General features: G+C 61.9%; 17 protein-coding genes. 3 read left to right on the top strand and 14 right to left on the bottom strand.

All coding sequences use genetic code 11. The features are described 5' to 3' along the window. Positions 1-39 precede the first annotated feature (39 nt). The 4 genes from ACHAC9_RS22135 to ACHAC9_RS22120 form a co-directional block, all read right to left on the bottom strand. Positions 40-621, bottom strand: a complete 582-nt coding sequence (locus ACHAC9_RS22135) for a TerD family protein (protein ID WP_435763538.1) — start codon at positions 619-621, stop codon at positions 40-42. 24 nt (positions 622-645) lie between these two features. Then, a complete protein-coding gene (locus tag ACHAC9_RS22130) occupies positions 646-1341 on the bottom strand; it encodes a TIGR00266 family protein (RefSeq protein ID WP_435763536.1) in 696 nt (231 codons plus the stop codon). Positions 1342-1417: 76 nt separating this feature from the next. Next, positions 1418-1993: a TerD family protein gene (locus ACHAC9_RS22125; protein ID WP_435763534.1), complete on the bottom strand. Its 576-nt coding sequence runs from the start codon at positions 1991-1993 to the stop codon at positions 1418-1420. A 198-nt stretch (positions 1994-2191) separates the two neighbouring features. Continuing rightward, complete coding sequence (locus ACHAC9_RS22120; protein WP_435763532.1) at positions 2192-3259, bottom strand: DUF475 domain-containing protein; 1068 nt, start codon at positions 3257-3259, stop codon at positions 2192-2194. Between the two features lie 136 nt (positions 3260-3395). On the opposite strand from ACHAC9_RS22120, the gene nhaR reads away from it, so the two are divergent. Next, positions 3396-4304: a transcriptional activator NhaR gene (gene nhaR, locus ACHAC9_RS22115; protein WP_435763530.1), complete on the top strand. Its 909-nt coding sequence runs from the start codon at positions 3396-3398 to the stop codon at positions 4302-4304. A gap of 58 nt (positions 4305-4362) precedes the next feature. After that, entirely contained in the window at positions 4363-5733 is a 1371-nt protein-coding gene (locus tag ACHAC9_RS22110) for a hemolysin family protein (protein ID WP_435763528.1), read from the top strand. 128 nt (positions 5734-5861) lie between these two features. Here ACHAC9_RS22110 and ACHAC9_RS22105 read toward each other — a convergent pair whose 3' ends face one another. Genes ACHAC9_RS22105 through ACHAC9_RS22080 form a run of 6 tightly spaced genes read right to left on the bottom strand, consistent with a single transcriptional unit; the run spans position 5862 to position 11011 of the window. Beyond that, positions 5862-6932: an AI-2E family transporter gene (locus tag ACHAC9_RS22105; protein ID WP_435763526.1), complete on the bottom strand. Its 1071-nt coding sequence runs from the start codon at positions 6930-6932 to the stop codon at positions 5862-5864. A gap of 32 nt (positions 6933-6964) precedes the next feature. Further along, on the bottom strand, positions 6965-7552 hold the full coding sequence (locus tag ACHAC9_RS22100; RefSeq protein ID WP_435763524.1) for an SCO family protein: 588 nt from the start codon (positions 7550-7552) through the stop codon (positions 6965-6967). A 1-nt stretch (position 7553) separates the two neighbouring features. Beyond that, positions 7554-8444 carry a heme o synthase gene (gene cyoE / locus ACHAC9_RS22095; protein WP_435763522.1) on the bottom strand — a complete coding sequence of 297 codons (891 nt, stop codon included), beginning with the start codon at positions 8442-8444 and terminating at the stop codon, positions 7554-7556. Beyond that, a complete protein-coding gene (locus ACHAC9_RS22090) occupies positions 8441-9589 on the bottom strand; it encodes a COX15/CtaA family protein (protein WP_435763540.1) in 1149 nt (382 codons plus the stop codon). Before ACHAC9_RS22090 ends, cyoE begins: the two co-directional genes overlap by 4 nt. Positions 9590-9591: 2 nt before the next feature. Further along, a complete protein-coding gene (locus tag ACHAC9_RS22085) occupies positions 9592-10191 on the bottom strand; it encodes an SCO family protein (RefSeq protein WP_435763520.1) in 600 nt (199 codons plus the stop codon). Next, positions 10184-11011, bottom strand: a complete 828-nt coding sequence (locus ACHAC9_RS22080) for an SURF1 family protein (protein WP_435763518.1) — start codon at positions 11009-11011, stop codon at positions 10184-10186. Before ACHAC9_RS22080 ends, ACHAC9_RS22085 begins: the two co-directional genes overlap by 8 nt. Here ACHAC9_RS22080 and ACHAC9_RS22075 point away from each other — a divergent pair. Further along, on the top strand, positions 10992-11192 hold the full coding sequence (locus ACHAC9_RS22075) for a twin transmembrane helix small protein (protein ID WP_435763516.1): 201 nt from the start codon (positions 10992-10994) through the stop codon (positions 11190-11192). The two genes, ACHAC9_RS22080 and ACHAC9_RS22075, sit on opposite strands and share 20 nt — an antisense overlap. A 70-nt stretch (positions 11193-11262) precedes the next feature. On the opposite strand, the gene ACHAC9_RS22070 is transcribed toward ACHAC9_RS22075, so the two are convergent. The 4 genes from ACHAC9_RS22070 to ctaD all read right to left on the bottom strand — a co-directional run bounded on the left by ACHAC9_RS22070 (position 11263) and on the right by ctaD (position 14650). Then, entirely contained in the window at positions 11263-12120 is an 858-nt protein-coding gene (locus tag ACHAC9_RS22070; RefSeq protein ID WP_435763514.1) for a cytochrome c oxidase subunit 3, read from the bottom strand. Positions 12121-12172: 52 nt separating this feature from the next. Next, entirely contained in the window at positions 12173-12388 is a 216-nt protein-coding gene (locus tag ACHAC9_RS22065) for a DUF2970 domain-containing protein (RefSeq protein WP_435763512.1), read from the bottom strand. Continuing rightward, positions 12388-12942 carry a cytochrome c oxidase assembly protein gene (locus ACHAC9_RS22060; protein WP_435763510.1) on the bottom strand — a complete coding sequence of 185 codons (555 nt, stop codon included), beginning with the start codon at positions 12940-12942 and terminating at the stop codon, positions 12388-12390. The genes ACHAC9_RS22065 and ACHAC9_RS22060 overlap by 1 nt, the downstream gene beginning before the upstream one ends. 106 nt (positions 12943-13048) lie before the next feature. Then, positions 13049-14650, bottom strand: coding sequence for a cytochrome c oxidase subunit I (ctaD, locus tag ACHAC9_RS22055; RefSeq protein ID WP_435763508.1), 1602 nt, complete (start codon positions 14648-14650; stop codon positions 13049-13051). Positions 14651-14658: the final 8 nt, after the last annotated feature.

Below are 14658 nucleotides of genomic sequence, written 5' to 3'. Positions count from 1 at the left end.
CGTATCCCCGGTGTTTTATCGAACGCCTACGAACAACGATTACAAATGCGGCGTAATCGATGGCATCAGATCGTCGAAGGTGCGGCCGCTGGCGTTTTCGCCGATGGCGTGCATCTTCCACTCGCTGTTGTGACGGTACAGCTTGGCCATCACCTGGGCCGTGTGCGCGCCTTGCACCGACAGGTCGTAGCGCGCCACTTCCTTGTTGCCGGTAGCGTCCAACAGGCGGCAATAGGCGTTTTGCACTTGCGAGAAGTTCTGGCCGGTGAAGCTGTTCACGGTGAACACGAGCGACTTCACGTTCGGCGGCACGCTCGAGAGGTCGACGTTGATCTGCTCGTCGTCGCCATCGCCGGCGCCGGTGCGGTTGTCGCCCGTGTGCACGACGCTGCCGTCCTTGCTTTTCAGCTGGCGGAACCAGACCGTGTCGACCGGGCGGTTCGATTCGTCGAACATGACGACCGAGGCGTCGAGGTCGACGCTTTCGGTCTTCGCGCCGAAGCCGAGGAAGCCCTTCGATTTGATGGCGTCCCAACCGAGACCCATCGTCACGCGGGTCAGGGCACCGCCGCCCTCTTTCGAGAGCGAAATTTTCTGGCCTTTTTGCAGACTGACTGACATTGCGTTACTCCTTAATAAGCGGGCTTACTTGGCGGGCGCCTGCATCCAGGCTTTGAAAGCGGCACGGTTACGTGAACACACGTAGACCTTGCCCTTGCCGGAAAAACGCAGGACCATGCCCTCGCCGCTGGTTTGGCTGTTGATCAGGTTACCCAGGAAGCCGCCGCTGGTACCGGTCGTGATCGAGATCTCGTAGCGCAGCGTGCTGTCCCAGCACACGACGTGCGAGTTGTCGATGATCGCGTCCTTGCCCGGCTCGACGTCGAGCACCGACATCGACCCGAACCCCGACACCGCCACCTGGCCCTGGCCACCGGTTTCGGTGACGAAGAAGCCGCCGCTGTTGGCGAAGAGCGCATTGCCGATGTTCTGGGTGCGTACCTTCAGCTCGACGCTGGACGACGCCGCGACGAACGCGCCATCGCTGAGGATGTACTGGTTCGGGCCGACGTCGACGATCTGCATCGCACCCGGCAGCGTCGGCGAGAGCAGGCAGTCGCCCGCACCGCGCGTCGCTTCGATGTGCTGCTGGAAGAAGGACTCGCCGTTGGCGAAGGTGCGCATCAGCGCGCTGCCGAGGCCACCGCGCATCTTGCCCTTCAGGTCAAGGGTCGACTCCATCATCACCATCGCATCGGATTCGCAATAGATGGTCTCGCCCTGCAGCATCGACACATGCAAGAAGGGATCGACATCCCCGGTCACGGTAAAAGTTGGCATTTTAAAATGGCTTCCTTTTGGCAGGCGGCCTCCATGCATGGACGCCGCCTGCGGGTTTTATGTAACTATTTTTTAATTAAACGTTGACGCCGTAGTTCTTGGCGAGTGGCCCCAGGCCGCCTGCGAAGCCCTGGCCGATGGCGCGGAACTTCCAGTCGGCGCCGTTGCGATACACCTCGCCGAAGATCATCGCCGCTTCCGTCGAGCCGTCTTCCGACAGGTCGTAACGGGCGATTTCCGCGTCGCCGCTGGCGTTGACGCAGCGGATGAAGGCCTTGCCGACCATGCCGAAGTTCTGGCGGCGGGTTTCGCCGTCGTGGATGGTCACGGCCAGCACGATCTTGTCGACGTCGGCAGGCACCTTGGCCAGGTCGACCGAGACGCTTTCGTCATCGCCTTCGCCGGCGCCGGTCAGGTTGTCGCCCGAGTGCACGACCGAGCCGTCGGTCGACTTCAGGTTGTTGTAGAAGATGAAGTCGGCGTCGGAGCGGACCTTGCCCGACGAGTTCAGCAGGAACACTGCGCCGTCGAGGTCGAAGGCGGCGCCGTCGGTGGCGCGTGTATCCCAACCGAGGCCGACTTTCAGGTTGGTCAGGCCAGGGGCTTCTTTCGACAGGTTGACGTTACCGCCTTTTTGCAGACTGATTGCCATGATGTGTATCTCCTTGTAAGTACTACTTTTTGAACACCGGGGTAATACGCTCAGCGAACTGGTGTTCTGCCATTCGCCGTGCGGTTTTTTGTGCGCGGCCTTTGGGGCGCTGCGCGAATTCTGTGCTGCTGTTCTTGCGTTGTACGGCGCGTCCCCATCGAGACGGTGGCAAACATCGCCACCGCCCGGAACTACTCCTTACGCCAGCTCTTTGGCACCATGTGACTCAAGCGCAGCATGCTTCTTCTTGTGCTGAATCGACGACCACAACGAAGCCGCAATGAAGGCCACACCCGTCAGGCCGGTCACCAGCTCAGGCACGTGGAACTTCATACTGGCCAGCATGATCACGGCCAGGATACCGATCGCGTAGTGCGCGCCGTGTTCCAGGTACACGAACTCATCCAGCGTGCCCTTCTTGACCAGGTAGACCGTCATCGAACGCACGAACATCGCGCCGATTGCCAGGCCCAGCATGATGATCACGACGTCGCTGGTAATCGCGAATGCGCCGATCACGCCATCGAAAGAGAACGAGGCATCGAGCACTTCGAGGTACAGGAAGCCACCGATACCGCCGGTTTTGACCATGTCGCCGACGTTGCTGTTTTCATCCGACTCGCTCTTCTCCAACAGGCTGCTGATCATGTCGACACCGACGTACACCAGGATGCCGTAGATACCTGCGACCAGCACGATCATGCGCTGGGCACCATCGACAAAGGTCGATGCGAACAGCAGGGCTGCGAGTGAAATCATGACCGAAATCGACGACACTCTACCGAACGAAGCGAGCTTCTTCTCGAAGTTGCCCAGCCAGTGGGTTTCCTTTTCGTCGTCGAGCAGGAAATTCAGGAATACCAGCATCAGGAACATGCCGCCGAATGCCGCCACTTCAGCATGGTGCGCCGTCAGGTGACCGGAGAATGCCTTCGGATCGTTCAGCGCCAGGTTCCAGACTTCGGTCATGCCGAGGTCGGCCGCGACTGCGACGATGACGATCGGGAACACCAGACGCATACCGAACACGGCGATGATCATGCCCAGGCCGAGGAACAGATTGAGCCAGAATTCGTTCCAGCCCTTCAGTACCGAGGCATTCACCACAGCATTATCGAACGACAGCGACACTTCCATCACCGACAGGATGGTGGCGATACCAAGCGCCGTCAGCATACCCGACACGCCGCCGTGCTCGTAACCCCACCAGCCAGCCAAACTCAGACAGATGATCGTGACGAGGAAAGATCCTCTAAAGTGCTTCATGTTGATTTCCTTTCAATTAAAAAGTTCTTCATATTAATTTACCTTCAATGTTGAATTGATGGAACGCATTGTAAAGCTGTACAGCTTATTGAAAAAGCGAAGATAATCGAATGATTACTTCGAAAAAACAGAACAGATGAAAAACGCAGGCACCAATTTCCGCCATTTGTACTACTTCTGGGTCGTCGCCAAGGAGGGTAGCATTACCCGCGCCGCGGAACGATTGAACCTTGCCGTGCAAACCGTCAGCAGCCAGATCACCTTGCTCGAGCAGTCGCTCGGCAAGTCGCTGTTCACCCAGCAGGGGCGGCGCCTCGTGCTCAGCGAAGCGGGCCGCCTGGCCCTCACCTACGCCGACCAGATCTTTTTGCTGGGCGAGCAGATGCAGGATGCGCTCGACCAGACCTCGACCCTGCGCACGCGCCTGTCGGTCGGGATTTCCGATTCGCTGCCGAAACTGACCGCCTACCGCCTGCTGGAAGCGACCACGCGCCTGGCCACGCCGGTGCGCCTGGTCTGCTCGGAAGACCAGTACGAGTCGCTCTTGGCCGATCTTGCCCTGCACAAGCTCGACGTGGTGCTGACCGACCGCGCACTGCCGCAAGGCGGCACGCTGCGCGTGTTCAGCCATATGCTGTTCGAGAGCGAAATGACGGTGGTCGGCACGGCGGCTCTTGCAGCTACCTACGCACAAGATTTCCCGAAAAAACTGAATGGCGCGCCTTTCCTGCTGCCGACGAGGAATAATGCATTGCGCGGCAAGATCGACGAGTGGTTCGAGTTGCAGGGGGTGCATCCGGACGTGGTCGGCGAGTTCGAGGACAACGCTTTATTGAACACGTTTGGCCGGCGCGGCCTGGGTCTGTTCTTCGCGCCGGCCGCACTCGCCGGCGACCTGCTCGAGCAGTTGCAGGCGGTGCTGGTGGGCCGGGTTCCCGAGGTGCGCGAGCAGTTTTATGCGATCTCGAACGAGCGCAAAATCCAGCATCCTGCGGTCGAGGCGATCCTGTCGGCCGCGCAGCATGGAGGGCTGGGCGGCGGCTGAGTTCGGGGGACCTTGTACAATGCTCATCAGCTGTGCCCTTTATCAACTCATTTTTTATATGGAAAATCTCATATTTGTCGTTCTGGCGCTCTTCCTGGTCGCCCTGAACGGCTTCTTCGTGGCGGCGGAATTCAGTATCGTCACGTTGCGCAAAACCCGTGTACGCGCCATTGCCAAGACCACCGGCCTGCGCGGGCGCATCCTGTCCAAGGTCCACGGCCAGCTCAACGAATACCTGTCGGCATGCCAGCTCGGCATCACCCTCGCCTCGCTCGGTCTCGGCTGGGTCGGCGAACCGGCTTTTGCCAGCCTGCTCGAACCGCTGTTCGCCCTGGTCGGCGTGACGTCCCCGGAAGTCATCCACGGCGTCTCGTTTGTCGTCGCCTTCAGCGTCATCTCTTTCCTGCACATCGTGGTCGGCGAACTGGCGCCGAAGACGCTCGCCATCCGCCTGCCCGAGGCGGTCGCGCTGTGGTGCGCCCTGCCCCTCTATGGTTTCTACTGGGCCATGTACCCCGCGATCTGGTTGCTGAACAAGAGTGCGAACGGGGTGCTGCGCGTGGCGGGCCTGGCCGGCAGCGGCAGCCACGACACACATTATTCGATCGAGGAACTGAAACTGATCCTGCGCACCAACACCAGCACCAATACGGGCACCGGCGCCGGTTCCGGCAAGGACAAGTTCACCCACGACGAGCGCCACATCCTGGCCCAGTCGCTCGAGTTTTCCGAAATGGCCGTGTCCGACCTGATGCGTCCGATCAACGAAGTGATCGCGCTGCACGAAGACCTGTCGATCGCGGAAAACCTCGACACGGTACGCCGCAACCGCTTCTCGCGCTACCCGTTTTTCGACGAGGAAGGCGAGGAAGTGCTGGGCGTGATTCATCTGAAAGACCTGTTCTTCGCCCAGCAGTCGGGGAAAGACATCAGCGACCTGACGCAATTCCTGCGCCCGGTCGAGACAATCTCGGCAAGGACGCCCGCGCAGGACATCTTCCGGCGCTTCCGCACCGGCGCGCCGCATTTCGCGCTGATCGGTGAAAAAGGCAAGCGCCCGGTCGGCTTCATCACGCTCGATAATTTGCTGGGCGCGATGGTCGGCGAGATCCGCGACGAATTCCGGATGAACGAAAACGACTGGCTGCCACAGTCGGACGGCACCTATATCGGCAAGGCCAGCCTGCCGATTTATTCGCTCGAACGCCTGCTCGGGATCGATATCGACAATGAAGAGATGGGCCTGGACGACGTCGAATCGGTCGGCGGCCTGTTGATGGAAAAACTCGGTGACATCCCGAAACAGGGTCAGCGCATCGAGTTCCCGAAGTTCGACGTGGTGGTGAAAAAGACGAATGGCCCGCGCATCCTGCTGGTGAAAGTGATTCCGCGCCTGGGACGCGGCGAGGACGAGGGCGACCACGGCTGAGGCGACATTGGCCTTACAACCAAGCGGTCAGGGCTGCCGTTCGCATGCTGCCGCGATCAACATGCCCGTTGTCGCACCTCACGCGGTGCGGCATTCGCGCAGTCGAAACGCATCCACCGCGGTGACCGTCACGACACCTCGCCTTTTTGCACCACAATCGGATCACGCGTCCCGGCCCACTCGCTCATCAATGAGTAGCCCACCGCCAGCAGCACCGGCCCGATGAACATCCCGACTACCCCGAACGCGATCAGGCCGCCCAGCACGCCGAGGAGTGTCAGCAGGAACGGCAAACTGGTGCCGCGGCTGATCAGCATCGGCCGCACCACGTTGTCGACGCCGCTGATCAATACCGCGCCCCAGATCACCATGAAGATGCCCCAGCCGGTACTGCCCTGCGAGAACAGCCAGATCGCCGCCCCGCCCCAGATCAGCGGCGGACCGAACGGCACCAGGGAGGTGGCGAACACCATCACCGACAGCAGCGGCACCGCCGGCACCCCGGCCATGGCAAAGCCGATCGCCGCCACCAGCGCCTGGGCCAGGGCCGTGCCCAGCAGGCCGTACATGACGCCGCGGGTGGTCTGGCTGATGATGTCAGTGACCGCTTCGGCGCTTTTTCCCATCACCTTGGTCATCATGCTCGAGGTGACGGCGATCAGCGAATGGCCGTCGCGGTAGACGAAGAAACTGACGAAAGCGGCCAGGCTCATCTGGACGACGCCGGTACCGAGCATCAGCCCGCCCGCCATCAGGTAACGCCGCGCCGGTTCGACATTGCGCCGCGCCAGCGCCAGCATCTGTTCGCGGCTGGCCACTAACTGGCGCAGGTAATTATCGAGCGTCTCGCCGACGAAGGGCAGCTCGCGGATCCAGTGCGGGGGCAGCAGTTCGCCATGCTCGAGCGCGTAACGCATCTGGCCGAAGGTGGTGGCGACGTCGTCGGCCAGGTTGTAGGCGACGGTGGCGAGCGGGATGATGACGAGCAGGGTGAGCGACAGCGTCATCGTCAGCGCCGCCAGCGTGCGGCGCCCGCGCATCGCGCCCAGCAGCCGCAAGTACAGGGGCCAGGAAGAAATGACGATGGCGACCGCGAACAGGATCGCCGGAAGAAAAGGCTTGAGGACGAACAGGCAGCCCAGCGTCAGCAGGACGACCGTGGCGATGCGGGTGTAGTTTCTGCCTGAGCGTGGTTCCATTCGAACTGTGATGAGTTGTCTTTACAAGACAATCATAACAGCTGGCGCAGGTCGTGAACAATCGGCGCCGGACCCTGGCCGTGGCGCAGGAACAGGCGCACGCGCCCTTCCTTGTCGAACACATAGCTGCCGGCCGTGTGGTCGACCGTGTAGCTGCCCGGTTCCTTGCCCGGTACTTTCGAGACGAACACCTTGAATTCCTTGGCCGTCTGCGCCGTCTGTTCAGGCGTGCCGCGCAGGCCGAGGAAACGCTTGTCGAAAGCCGGCACGTAGGAGGCCAGCAATTCCTGCGTATCGCGTTCCGGGTCAAGGGTGACGAACAGCACCTGCACGTCATCGGCCGCCGGTCCCAGTTCCTTGAGCACGCCGGCCATTTCGGCCATCGTGGTCGGGCACACGTCCGGACACTGGGTGTAGCCGAAGAACAGCACGACGAGCTTGCCCTTGAAGTCGGCCAGGGTGCGCGCTTTACCGGTGTGATCGGTCAGCGAAAAGCCCTTGGCATAGTCGAGGCCAGTGAGGTCGGTATTCTGGAACGCGGCCGGTTTTGAAGCGAGCTTGTCGCAGCCGGTGGCGAGCAGGGCCAGCGCGAGCATGCCCGCAGTGATCAATCGTTTCATGTCAGAACCTGAAGTAATGGTCGACCAGCAGCGCCGCGAACAGCAGCGACAGGTAGAGGATCGAATAGGCAAAGGCCTTGCGCGCGTTGCCGTCGCTATAGTGCTTGTGCACGCGCCAGCTGTGGCGCAGGAACAGGATATTCAGGATGATCGCCGCCACCAGGTAGATCAGGCCGCTCATGCGCACCGCGAACGGCAGCATGGTGGTGGCGAACAAGGCCAGCGAATACAGCCACACTTGCTGGCCGGTGTAGTCCATGCCGTGGGTGATCGGCAGCATCGGCAGGCCGGAGCGCGCGTAGTCGTCGCGCCGGTACATGGCCAGCGCCCAGAAATGCGGCGGGGTCCAGACGAAAATGATCAATACCAGCAGCCAGGCCTGCATCGGCACTTCGTTGGCCACTGCCGCCCAGCCGAGGGCCGGCGGCATCGCGCCCGACAGGCCGCCGATGACGATGTTCTGCGGCGTGGCCGGCTTCAGGTAAATCGTATACACGACGGCGTAGCCGACAAAGGTCACAAACGTCAGCCACATGGTCAGTGGGTTGACGAAGGCATACAGCACGAACATGCCAAGGCCGCCGATGATGGCCGAGAAGATCAATGTCTGGTTGCGCGTCAGTTCGCCATTCGCGGTGGCGCGGCGCGCGGTGCGGGCCATGCGCGAATCGATCTCGGCTTCGATCAGGCAGTTGACGGCAAAGGCGGCACCGGCCAGCAGCCAGATGCCGGCCGTGCCGGCTACCAGCACGCGCCAGCCGGGAAAGCCGTCGGTCGCCAGGAACATGCCGATGATGGCGCAAAACACGGCGAGCTGGGTCACCCGGGGCTTGGTCAGCGTCCAGTATTGGGAGATGCGGCTGGTCGGTTGGAGGGCGGTCTGGGTGGTCATCGGTACGAGTTCGCGGGAACGTGGGCATGCGCGGGGGTGCGCTGCGACACGTCGAGCAGGTGCTTGACCTTGTAGTTTAACATGGTCACTAGCAGGACGAGGAGCGCCGCCCCCGCGTTATGCAATACGGCAATGGCGAGCGGGAAGTCGAAGAACACCGTCGCCATCCCCGTGAAGAGCTGCGCGAGCAGGACTGCCGCGATCAGGCCCCCCGTGCCGCGCAGGGCCGGCTGGCGGCTGGCGCGCCAGGCAGCCAGCCCCAGCACAAGCGTGACGACAATCGCAAAATTGCGGTGCACCCAATGGATCGCAACCAGGGCCGAGAATTGCAGGTAGTTGCCGGCCGCCGTCTTGCCCAGTTCGCGCCACAAGGTAAAACCGTGTTCGAAGTCCATCTCCGGCACCAGCTGGCCGTCGCACAGGGGGAATTCATCGCAGGCCAGGGTCGCGTAGTTCGTGCTGACCCACCCGCCGAGCGCGATCTGCACCACCAGCACCACGGCCGCGACCAGCGCCAGCGTACGCAGCGCGCGCAGGCCGGCCAGGTCCCGGTTTGGGCCCGGCGGTTTCAACAGGTAATCCTCGCGCCCGCCGAGCCAGGCAAGCATGGCCAACAATCCCATGCCCAGCAGCAGATGGATGGTAACGATCGCCGGCTGCAGTTTCAGGGTCACGGTCCAGGCGCCGAACGCGCCCTGTATGCAGACGAATACAAACAGCGCCACCGGCAGCGCCGGGGCAAAGGCTTGGCTGTGCGTTTTGCGCCACTGGCGGATCGACTGGAACATCAGGGCCATGATCAGCACCCCAATGCCCATCGCCAAGTAGCGGTGGATCATCTCGATCCAGGCTTTGACTTGGGTCACCGGTCCGGTCGGCATGGCTGCCTCGGCCGCGGCGATCTGCTCGTGCGCGATGAACGGGTTGGCCGCGCCATAGCAGCCCGGCCAGTCCGGGCAACCGAGGCCCGAATCGGTGAGCCGGGTAAAACCGCCGAACACGATCAAATCGAAGGTGAGGAAAGCCATCACCCAGACCAGCTTGCGGTATTTGTTCGCATCCGACGACAGCCAGACCATCGTCAGCGGAATGCTGGCGATGAAGATGCCCATCAGCGCGAGCTGGAACAGGGTCGACGCATTCATGCTCATCCGATCGCCGAGGCCTTGAGCAGCTTGGACAGGTCCTTGTGCACGCGGCGCGGGTCCGGGTCCTTCGGGAAGCGCATCATCAAGTTGCTGCGCGGGTCGATCAGGAAAATGTGGTCGTCGAGCTTCGTGCCGATTTCGACCGGCAGCCAGCGCGACAATTGCTCGCGCGGTACGCGCAGCATGTGCACGTCGTCGTGCTGGCGGATCACCATGGTGTCGAGCGGCTCCTTATCGGTAATCAGCCAGACCCGTTCGATGCGTTCCATGTTCTTGCCCTGCATGGTGCGCAGCTGGCGCATCGCGAACAGCTGTTTCAGGCAAGCCTCGGCACAGGCGCCGCCGCCCACCTTCACCATGATCCACTTGCCGGCGTATTTTTCCAGCGTCTCCGGCTGGCCATCGAGCGTCGTGCTCGTCATTGTCGGCATCGGATGCGCGCGCTGGTCGATGAAGGCGCCGTAGTTCGTGCGCCCTTCCGGCTTGATGATGTAATACGTCACATACGAAGCAATGATCGGCGCCGCGCATACCAGCAGCAACACCATCAGTTTCAGGCGCCCGTGCCAGCGGGCCTTGTTCGACGTTCCTTCAACCACCTTGTTTTCTTCCACTTCGAAATCCCGTTATGACAAAAAATAGGGCAGCCATTGCTGCCAATGCATACCACTGGAACGCGTAACCGCGGTGCTTGTCGACGCCCGTCGCCGGCGCGGGCCAGTCGCGTACCATCCCTTCGCCCTGCCCCGACCCCGTCTGCTGCACGAAGAAAGGCTGCAGCGCCAGGCCGCTGGCCCTGGCCACCTCGCTGGTCGTCAGGTTTTGCACGCGCGAACCCGGTGTCAACGCGCCCGGCGTACCCAACTGCATCACGTTTCCCGCGCTGAGCGTGGCGACGCCCTCGATGGTGACAGTGCCGCCTGGGGTGGCAAAGCCGGGCAGCTTCCCGTACTCGCGCGCATCGCGCGGCAACCACCCGCGCAGCACCAGCACGTGTCCGCTGGCACCCGCTATTTTAAACGGCATCGCGAGGATGAGACCGGCCCTTCCATTGAACGGCCGGTTATCCAGGAACAGCGGCCAGGCACTTACCCATTCACCCGTAAGCCGTACCCTTCGATATTCGATATTCGTAGGGTGGGCCGGGCCGCGCAAGGCACTTGTGCCCACGCGGCCGTGCTCTAACACACCACCACCGCCCCCCAACACCACCGCCGGCGCCGCCGACCGTTCGGCAAGACGCGCCGCAATACCGAGCTTCTCCTCCGCCCGCCTCGTCTGCCAGTTCCCCAACACAATCCCCAGCAGCACCAACGCGACCGTCGCCACAAACGGGATCACTCTAAACCGGAATGCCAAACGCATTACAATAAACCCTTCCGACATTGCCAGGCACACCATGAAAACCTTCGTTGCCATCGCCTTCATCCTGATCATCGCCAGCCTCGGCTCGGCGCTGTTCTTCCTGATGAAGGACAAGGGCCGCAGCAACCGGACGGTGCAGGCCCTGGCGATGCGCGTCGGCCTGTCGATCACGCTGTTCCTGATCCTGCTCGCATCCTACAAGATGGGCTGGATCCAGCCGACCGGCATCCGCTGATCACGTACTTCCAGATACGACAAGGGACAGCCGCTCCGGCTGTCCCCCGCCATACCAGCTTGACGTCAAATTACAGCCAGTACACAACTACGTACAGGCCAAGCCAGACCACGTCGACAAAGTGCCAGTACCAGGCCGCGCCTTCGAAACCGAAGTGGTTGTCGGCAGTGAAATGCCCGCGCAGCACACGGTAGAGAATTACCGACAGCATGATCGCACCCAGCGTCACGTGGAAGCCGTGGAACCCGGTCAGCATGAAGAAGGTCGAACCGTAGATGCCCGAGGTCATCTTCAGGTTCAGTTCCTGGTAGGCGTGCATGTATTCATAGACCTGGAAGCCCATGAAGACTGCGCCGAGCAGGATCGTCGCGAACAGCCAAACCGCGGTGTTGCGGCGGTGACCGGCGCGCAGCGCGTGGTGCGAGATCGTCAGCGTCACACCCGACAGCAGCAGCAAGGCCGTGTTGATGGTCGGGATCGGGAACGGCCCCATGGTGTTGAACGCGTCGACCACGCCGGCAGGGCCCGTGTTGCCCCATTGGCCGGCGAAGTCCGGCCACAAGACCTTGTGGTCGAGATCGGCCAGCCACGGCATCGAGATCGCTCTAGCGTAGAACAGCGCGCCGAAGAAGGCGGCGAAGAACATGACTTCGGAGAAGATGAACCAGCTCATCGACCAGCGGAAGGACGAATCGATGTTGTGGCCGTACTGCCCCGATTCCGACTCCTTGATGGCGTCGCCGAACCAGAAGTAGAGCACCACCAGCATCGCCACGATGCCGGCCAGGCAGACGGCCGGCGCCCAGGAGGCGCTGTTGACCCAGCCGGATGCACCGAGCATCGTCACCAGCATCGAGATGCCGCCGGCCATCGGCCACATGGAAGGGCCCGGCACGAAATAATGCGGCGCGGTCTTTGACACACTCATCTTCATCTCCTAGATCGTTCTTCTAATGCGTTGAATTGACATGCTTTAACTTCTACTGCGCGACCGCCATTTTTACCAAGAACAACAACACGCCGATAAATATTGCCAACCCGAGCAGCGCCGCGATGATCACGTGGAACGGGTTCAGGTTCACCGCGTCGTCTTCGTAATCGCGCCGCTTGCGCACCCCGAAAAAGGACCAGAACACGGCCTTCATCGAGGACCAGAACGAGGCCTTCCGACGCGGCGCCGGCTCGTTCGGTTCCATCAGTTCGCGGCCACCGCGCCGGCTATCTCGAAGAAGGTGTACGACAGCGTGATCGTTTTGACTTCCTTCGGCAGCTTCGGATCGATGAAGAATACCACCGGCATCTGGCGCGCTTCGTTCGGTTTCATCATCTGCTCGCGGAAGCAGAAGCACTCCACTTTCTTGAAGTGCGGCGTCGCCGACTGCGGCGCATAACTCGGAATCGCCTGCGCCTTGACCGCCCGCGCCTGGGTGTTGACGACCTCATAGACGACGGTCGCCAGTTCGCCAGGATGCACGTCGATACTGCGCGTGGTCGGACGGAAGCGCCATGGTCCCTGTGAATTGCCGTCGAGTTCAACCGTGATGGTGCGCGTCTTGTCGACCTGCGTATTCTCGGGCCGCTCCACGGTGCCGTCCTGCTGGGTCAGCACGTTAATGCCGAGCACCTCGCACATCTGGCGGTACACCGGCACCAGCGCATAGCCGAAGCCGAACATCGCCACCGCCACCACCACGAGCTTGCCGAAGGTGGAGCGGTTCAGGCGCAAGCGCTCTGTCGGTGTATAGCTCACGACATGAACCAGGCACGTTTGATGATGACCGCCGCGAAAAAGAACGCGGCCACCACGCACAGCACCAGGGCGATCTTGCCGTTGCCCGGTTTCTTTTGTCCGTTCATTACTTCACCAGTGGCGGGGTCTCGAAGGTGTGGAACGGCGCCGGGCTCGGCACGGTCCACTCCAGGCCTTCCGCGCCTTCCCATGGCTTGGCGTCGGCTTTCGGTCCGCCCTTGATCGTCGGCAGCACGACTGCGAACAGGAAGTACACCTGCGACAGGCCGAAACCGAAGGCGCCAACCGAGACCAGCATGTTGAAGTCGGTGAACTGCACGGCGTAGTCGGCGTAGCGGCGCGGCATGCCGGCCAGCCCCAGGAAGTGCATCGGGAAGAAGGTGACGTTGAAGGTGATCAGCGAGAGCCAGAAGTGGATCTTGCCGCGGCCTTCAGGATACATGTGGCCGGTCCACTTCGGCGCCCAGTAATAGAAGCCGGCGAACAACGCGAACAGGGAACCGGCGACGAGCACGTAGTGGAAGTGCGCCACCACGTAATAGGTGTCGTGGACCTGGATGTCGATCGGGGTCACGGCCAGGATCAGGCCGGTGAAGCCGCCCATCGTGAACACGAAAATGAAGCCGACCGCGAACAGCATCGGCGTCTCGAAGGTCATCGAGCCCTTCCACATCGTGGCGACCCAGTTGAACACTTTCACGCCGGTCGGCACCGCGATCAGCATGGTGGCGTACATGAAGAACAGTTGCGAAGTCACCGGCATGCCGGTGGTAAACATGTGGTGCGCCCAGACGATGAAAGACAGCACGGCGATCGAGGCGGTCGCGTAGACCATCGAGGCGTAGCCGAACAGCGGTTTGCGGGCAAAGGCCGGCAGGATCTGCGAGACGATGCCGAAGGCCGGCAGAATCATGATGTAGACCTCGGGGTGACCGAAGAACCAGAAGATGTGCTGGTACATGACCGGATCGCCGCCGCCGGCGGCGTTGAAGAACGAGGTGCCGAAGTGGCGGTCGGTCAGGGTCATGGTGATGGCGCCGGCGAGGACCGGCATCACGGCGATCAAGAGGAAGGCGGTGATCAGCCAGGTCCAGCAGAACATCGGCATCTTCATCAGGGTCATGCCAGGGGCGCGCATGTTCAGGATGGTGACGATGATGTTAATCGAACCCATGATCGACGAGGCGCCCATGATGTGCATCGCGAAAATCGCCATGTCCATGCCCGGCCCCATCTGGGTCGACAGCGGCGCGTACAGCGTCCAGCCGGCGGCGGTGGCACCGCCCGGCGCGAAGAAGGACCCGGCCAGCAGCAGGGCCGCCGGCGGCAGCAGCCAGAACGAGAAGTTGTTCATGCGTGCAAACGCCATGTCGGACGCGCCCACCTGCAGCGGGATCATCCAGTTGGCGAAGCCGACGAAGGCCGGCATGATCGCGCCGAACACCATCACCAGACCGTGCATGGTGGTCAGTTGATTGAAGAACTCGGGGCGGAAGAACTGCAGGCCGGGCTGGAACAGCTCGGTGCGGATCATCAGCGCCAGCACGCCGCCCGAGAGCAGCATGATGAACGAGAACCACAGGTACAGGGTGCCGATGTCCTTGTGGTTGGTGGCGAAGAGCCAGCGGCGGGCGCCGGTCGGCATGTCGTGCGCATGATCGTGGCCGTGATGGTCGTCGTGCGCGTGGTCGAGTGTGCTGGTAGTCATGTCAGTGT

The sequence above is a fragment of the Massilia sp. CMS3.1 genome, assembly GCF_051262535.1.
Taxonomy (GTDB): Bacteria; Pseudomonadota; Gammaproteobacteria; order Burkholderiales; family Burkholderiaceae_D; genus Telluria.
This window is presented reverse-complemented; position numbering and strand designations above follow the sequence as displayed.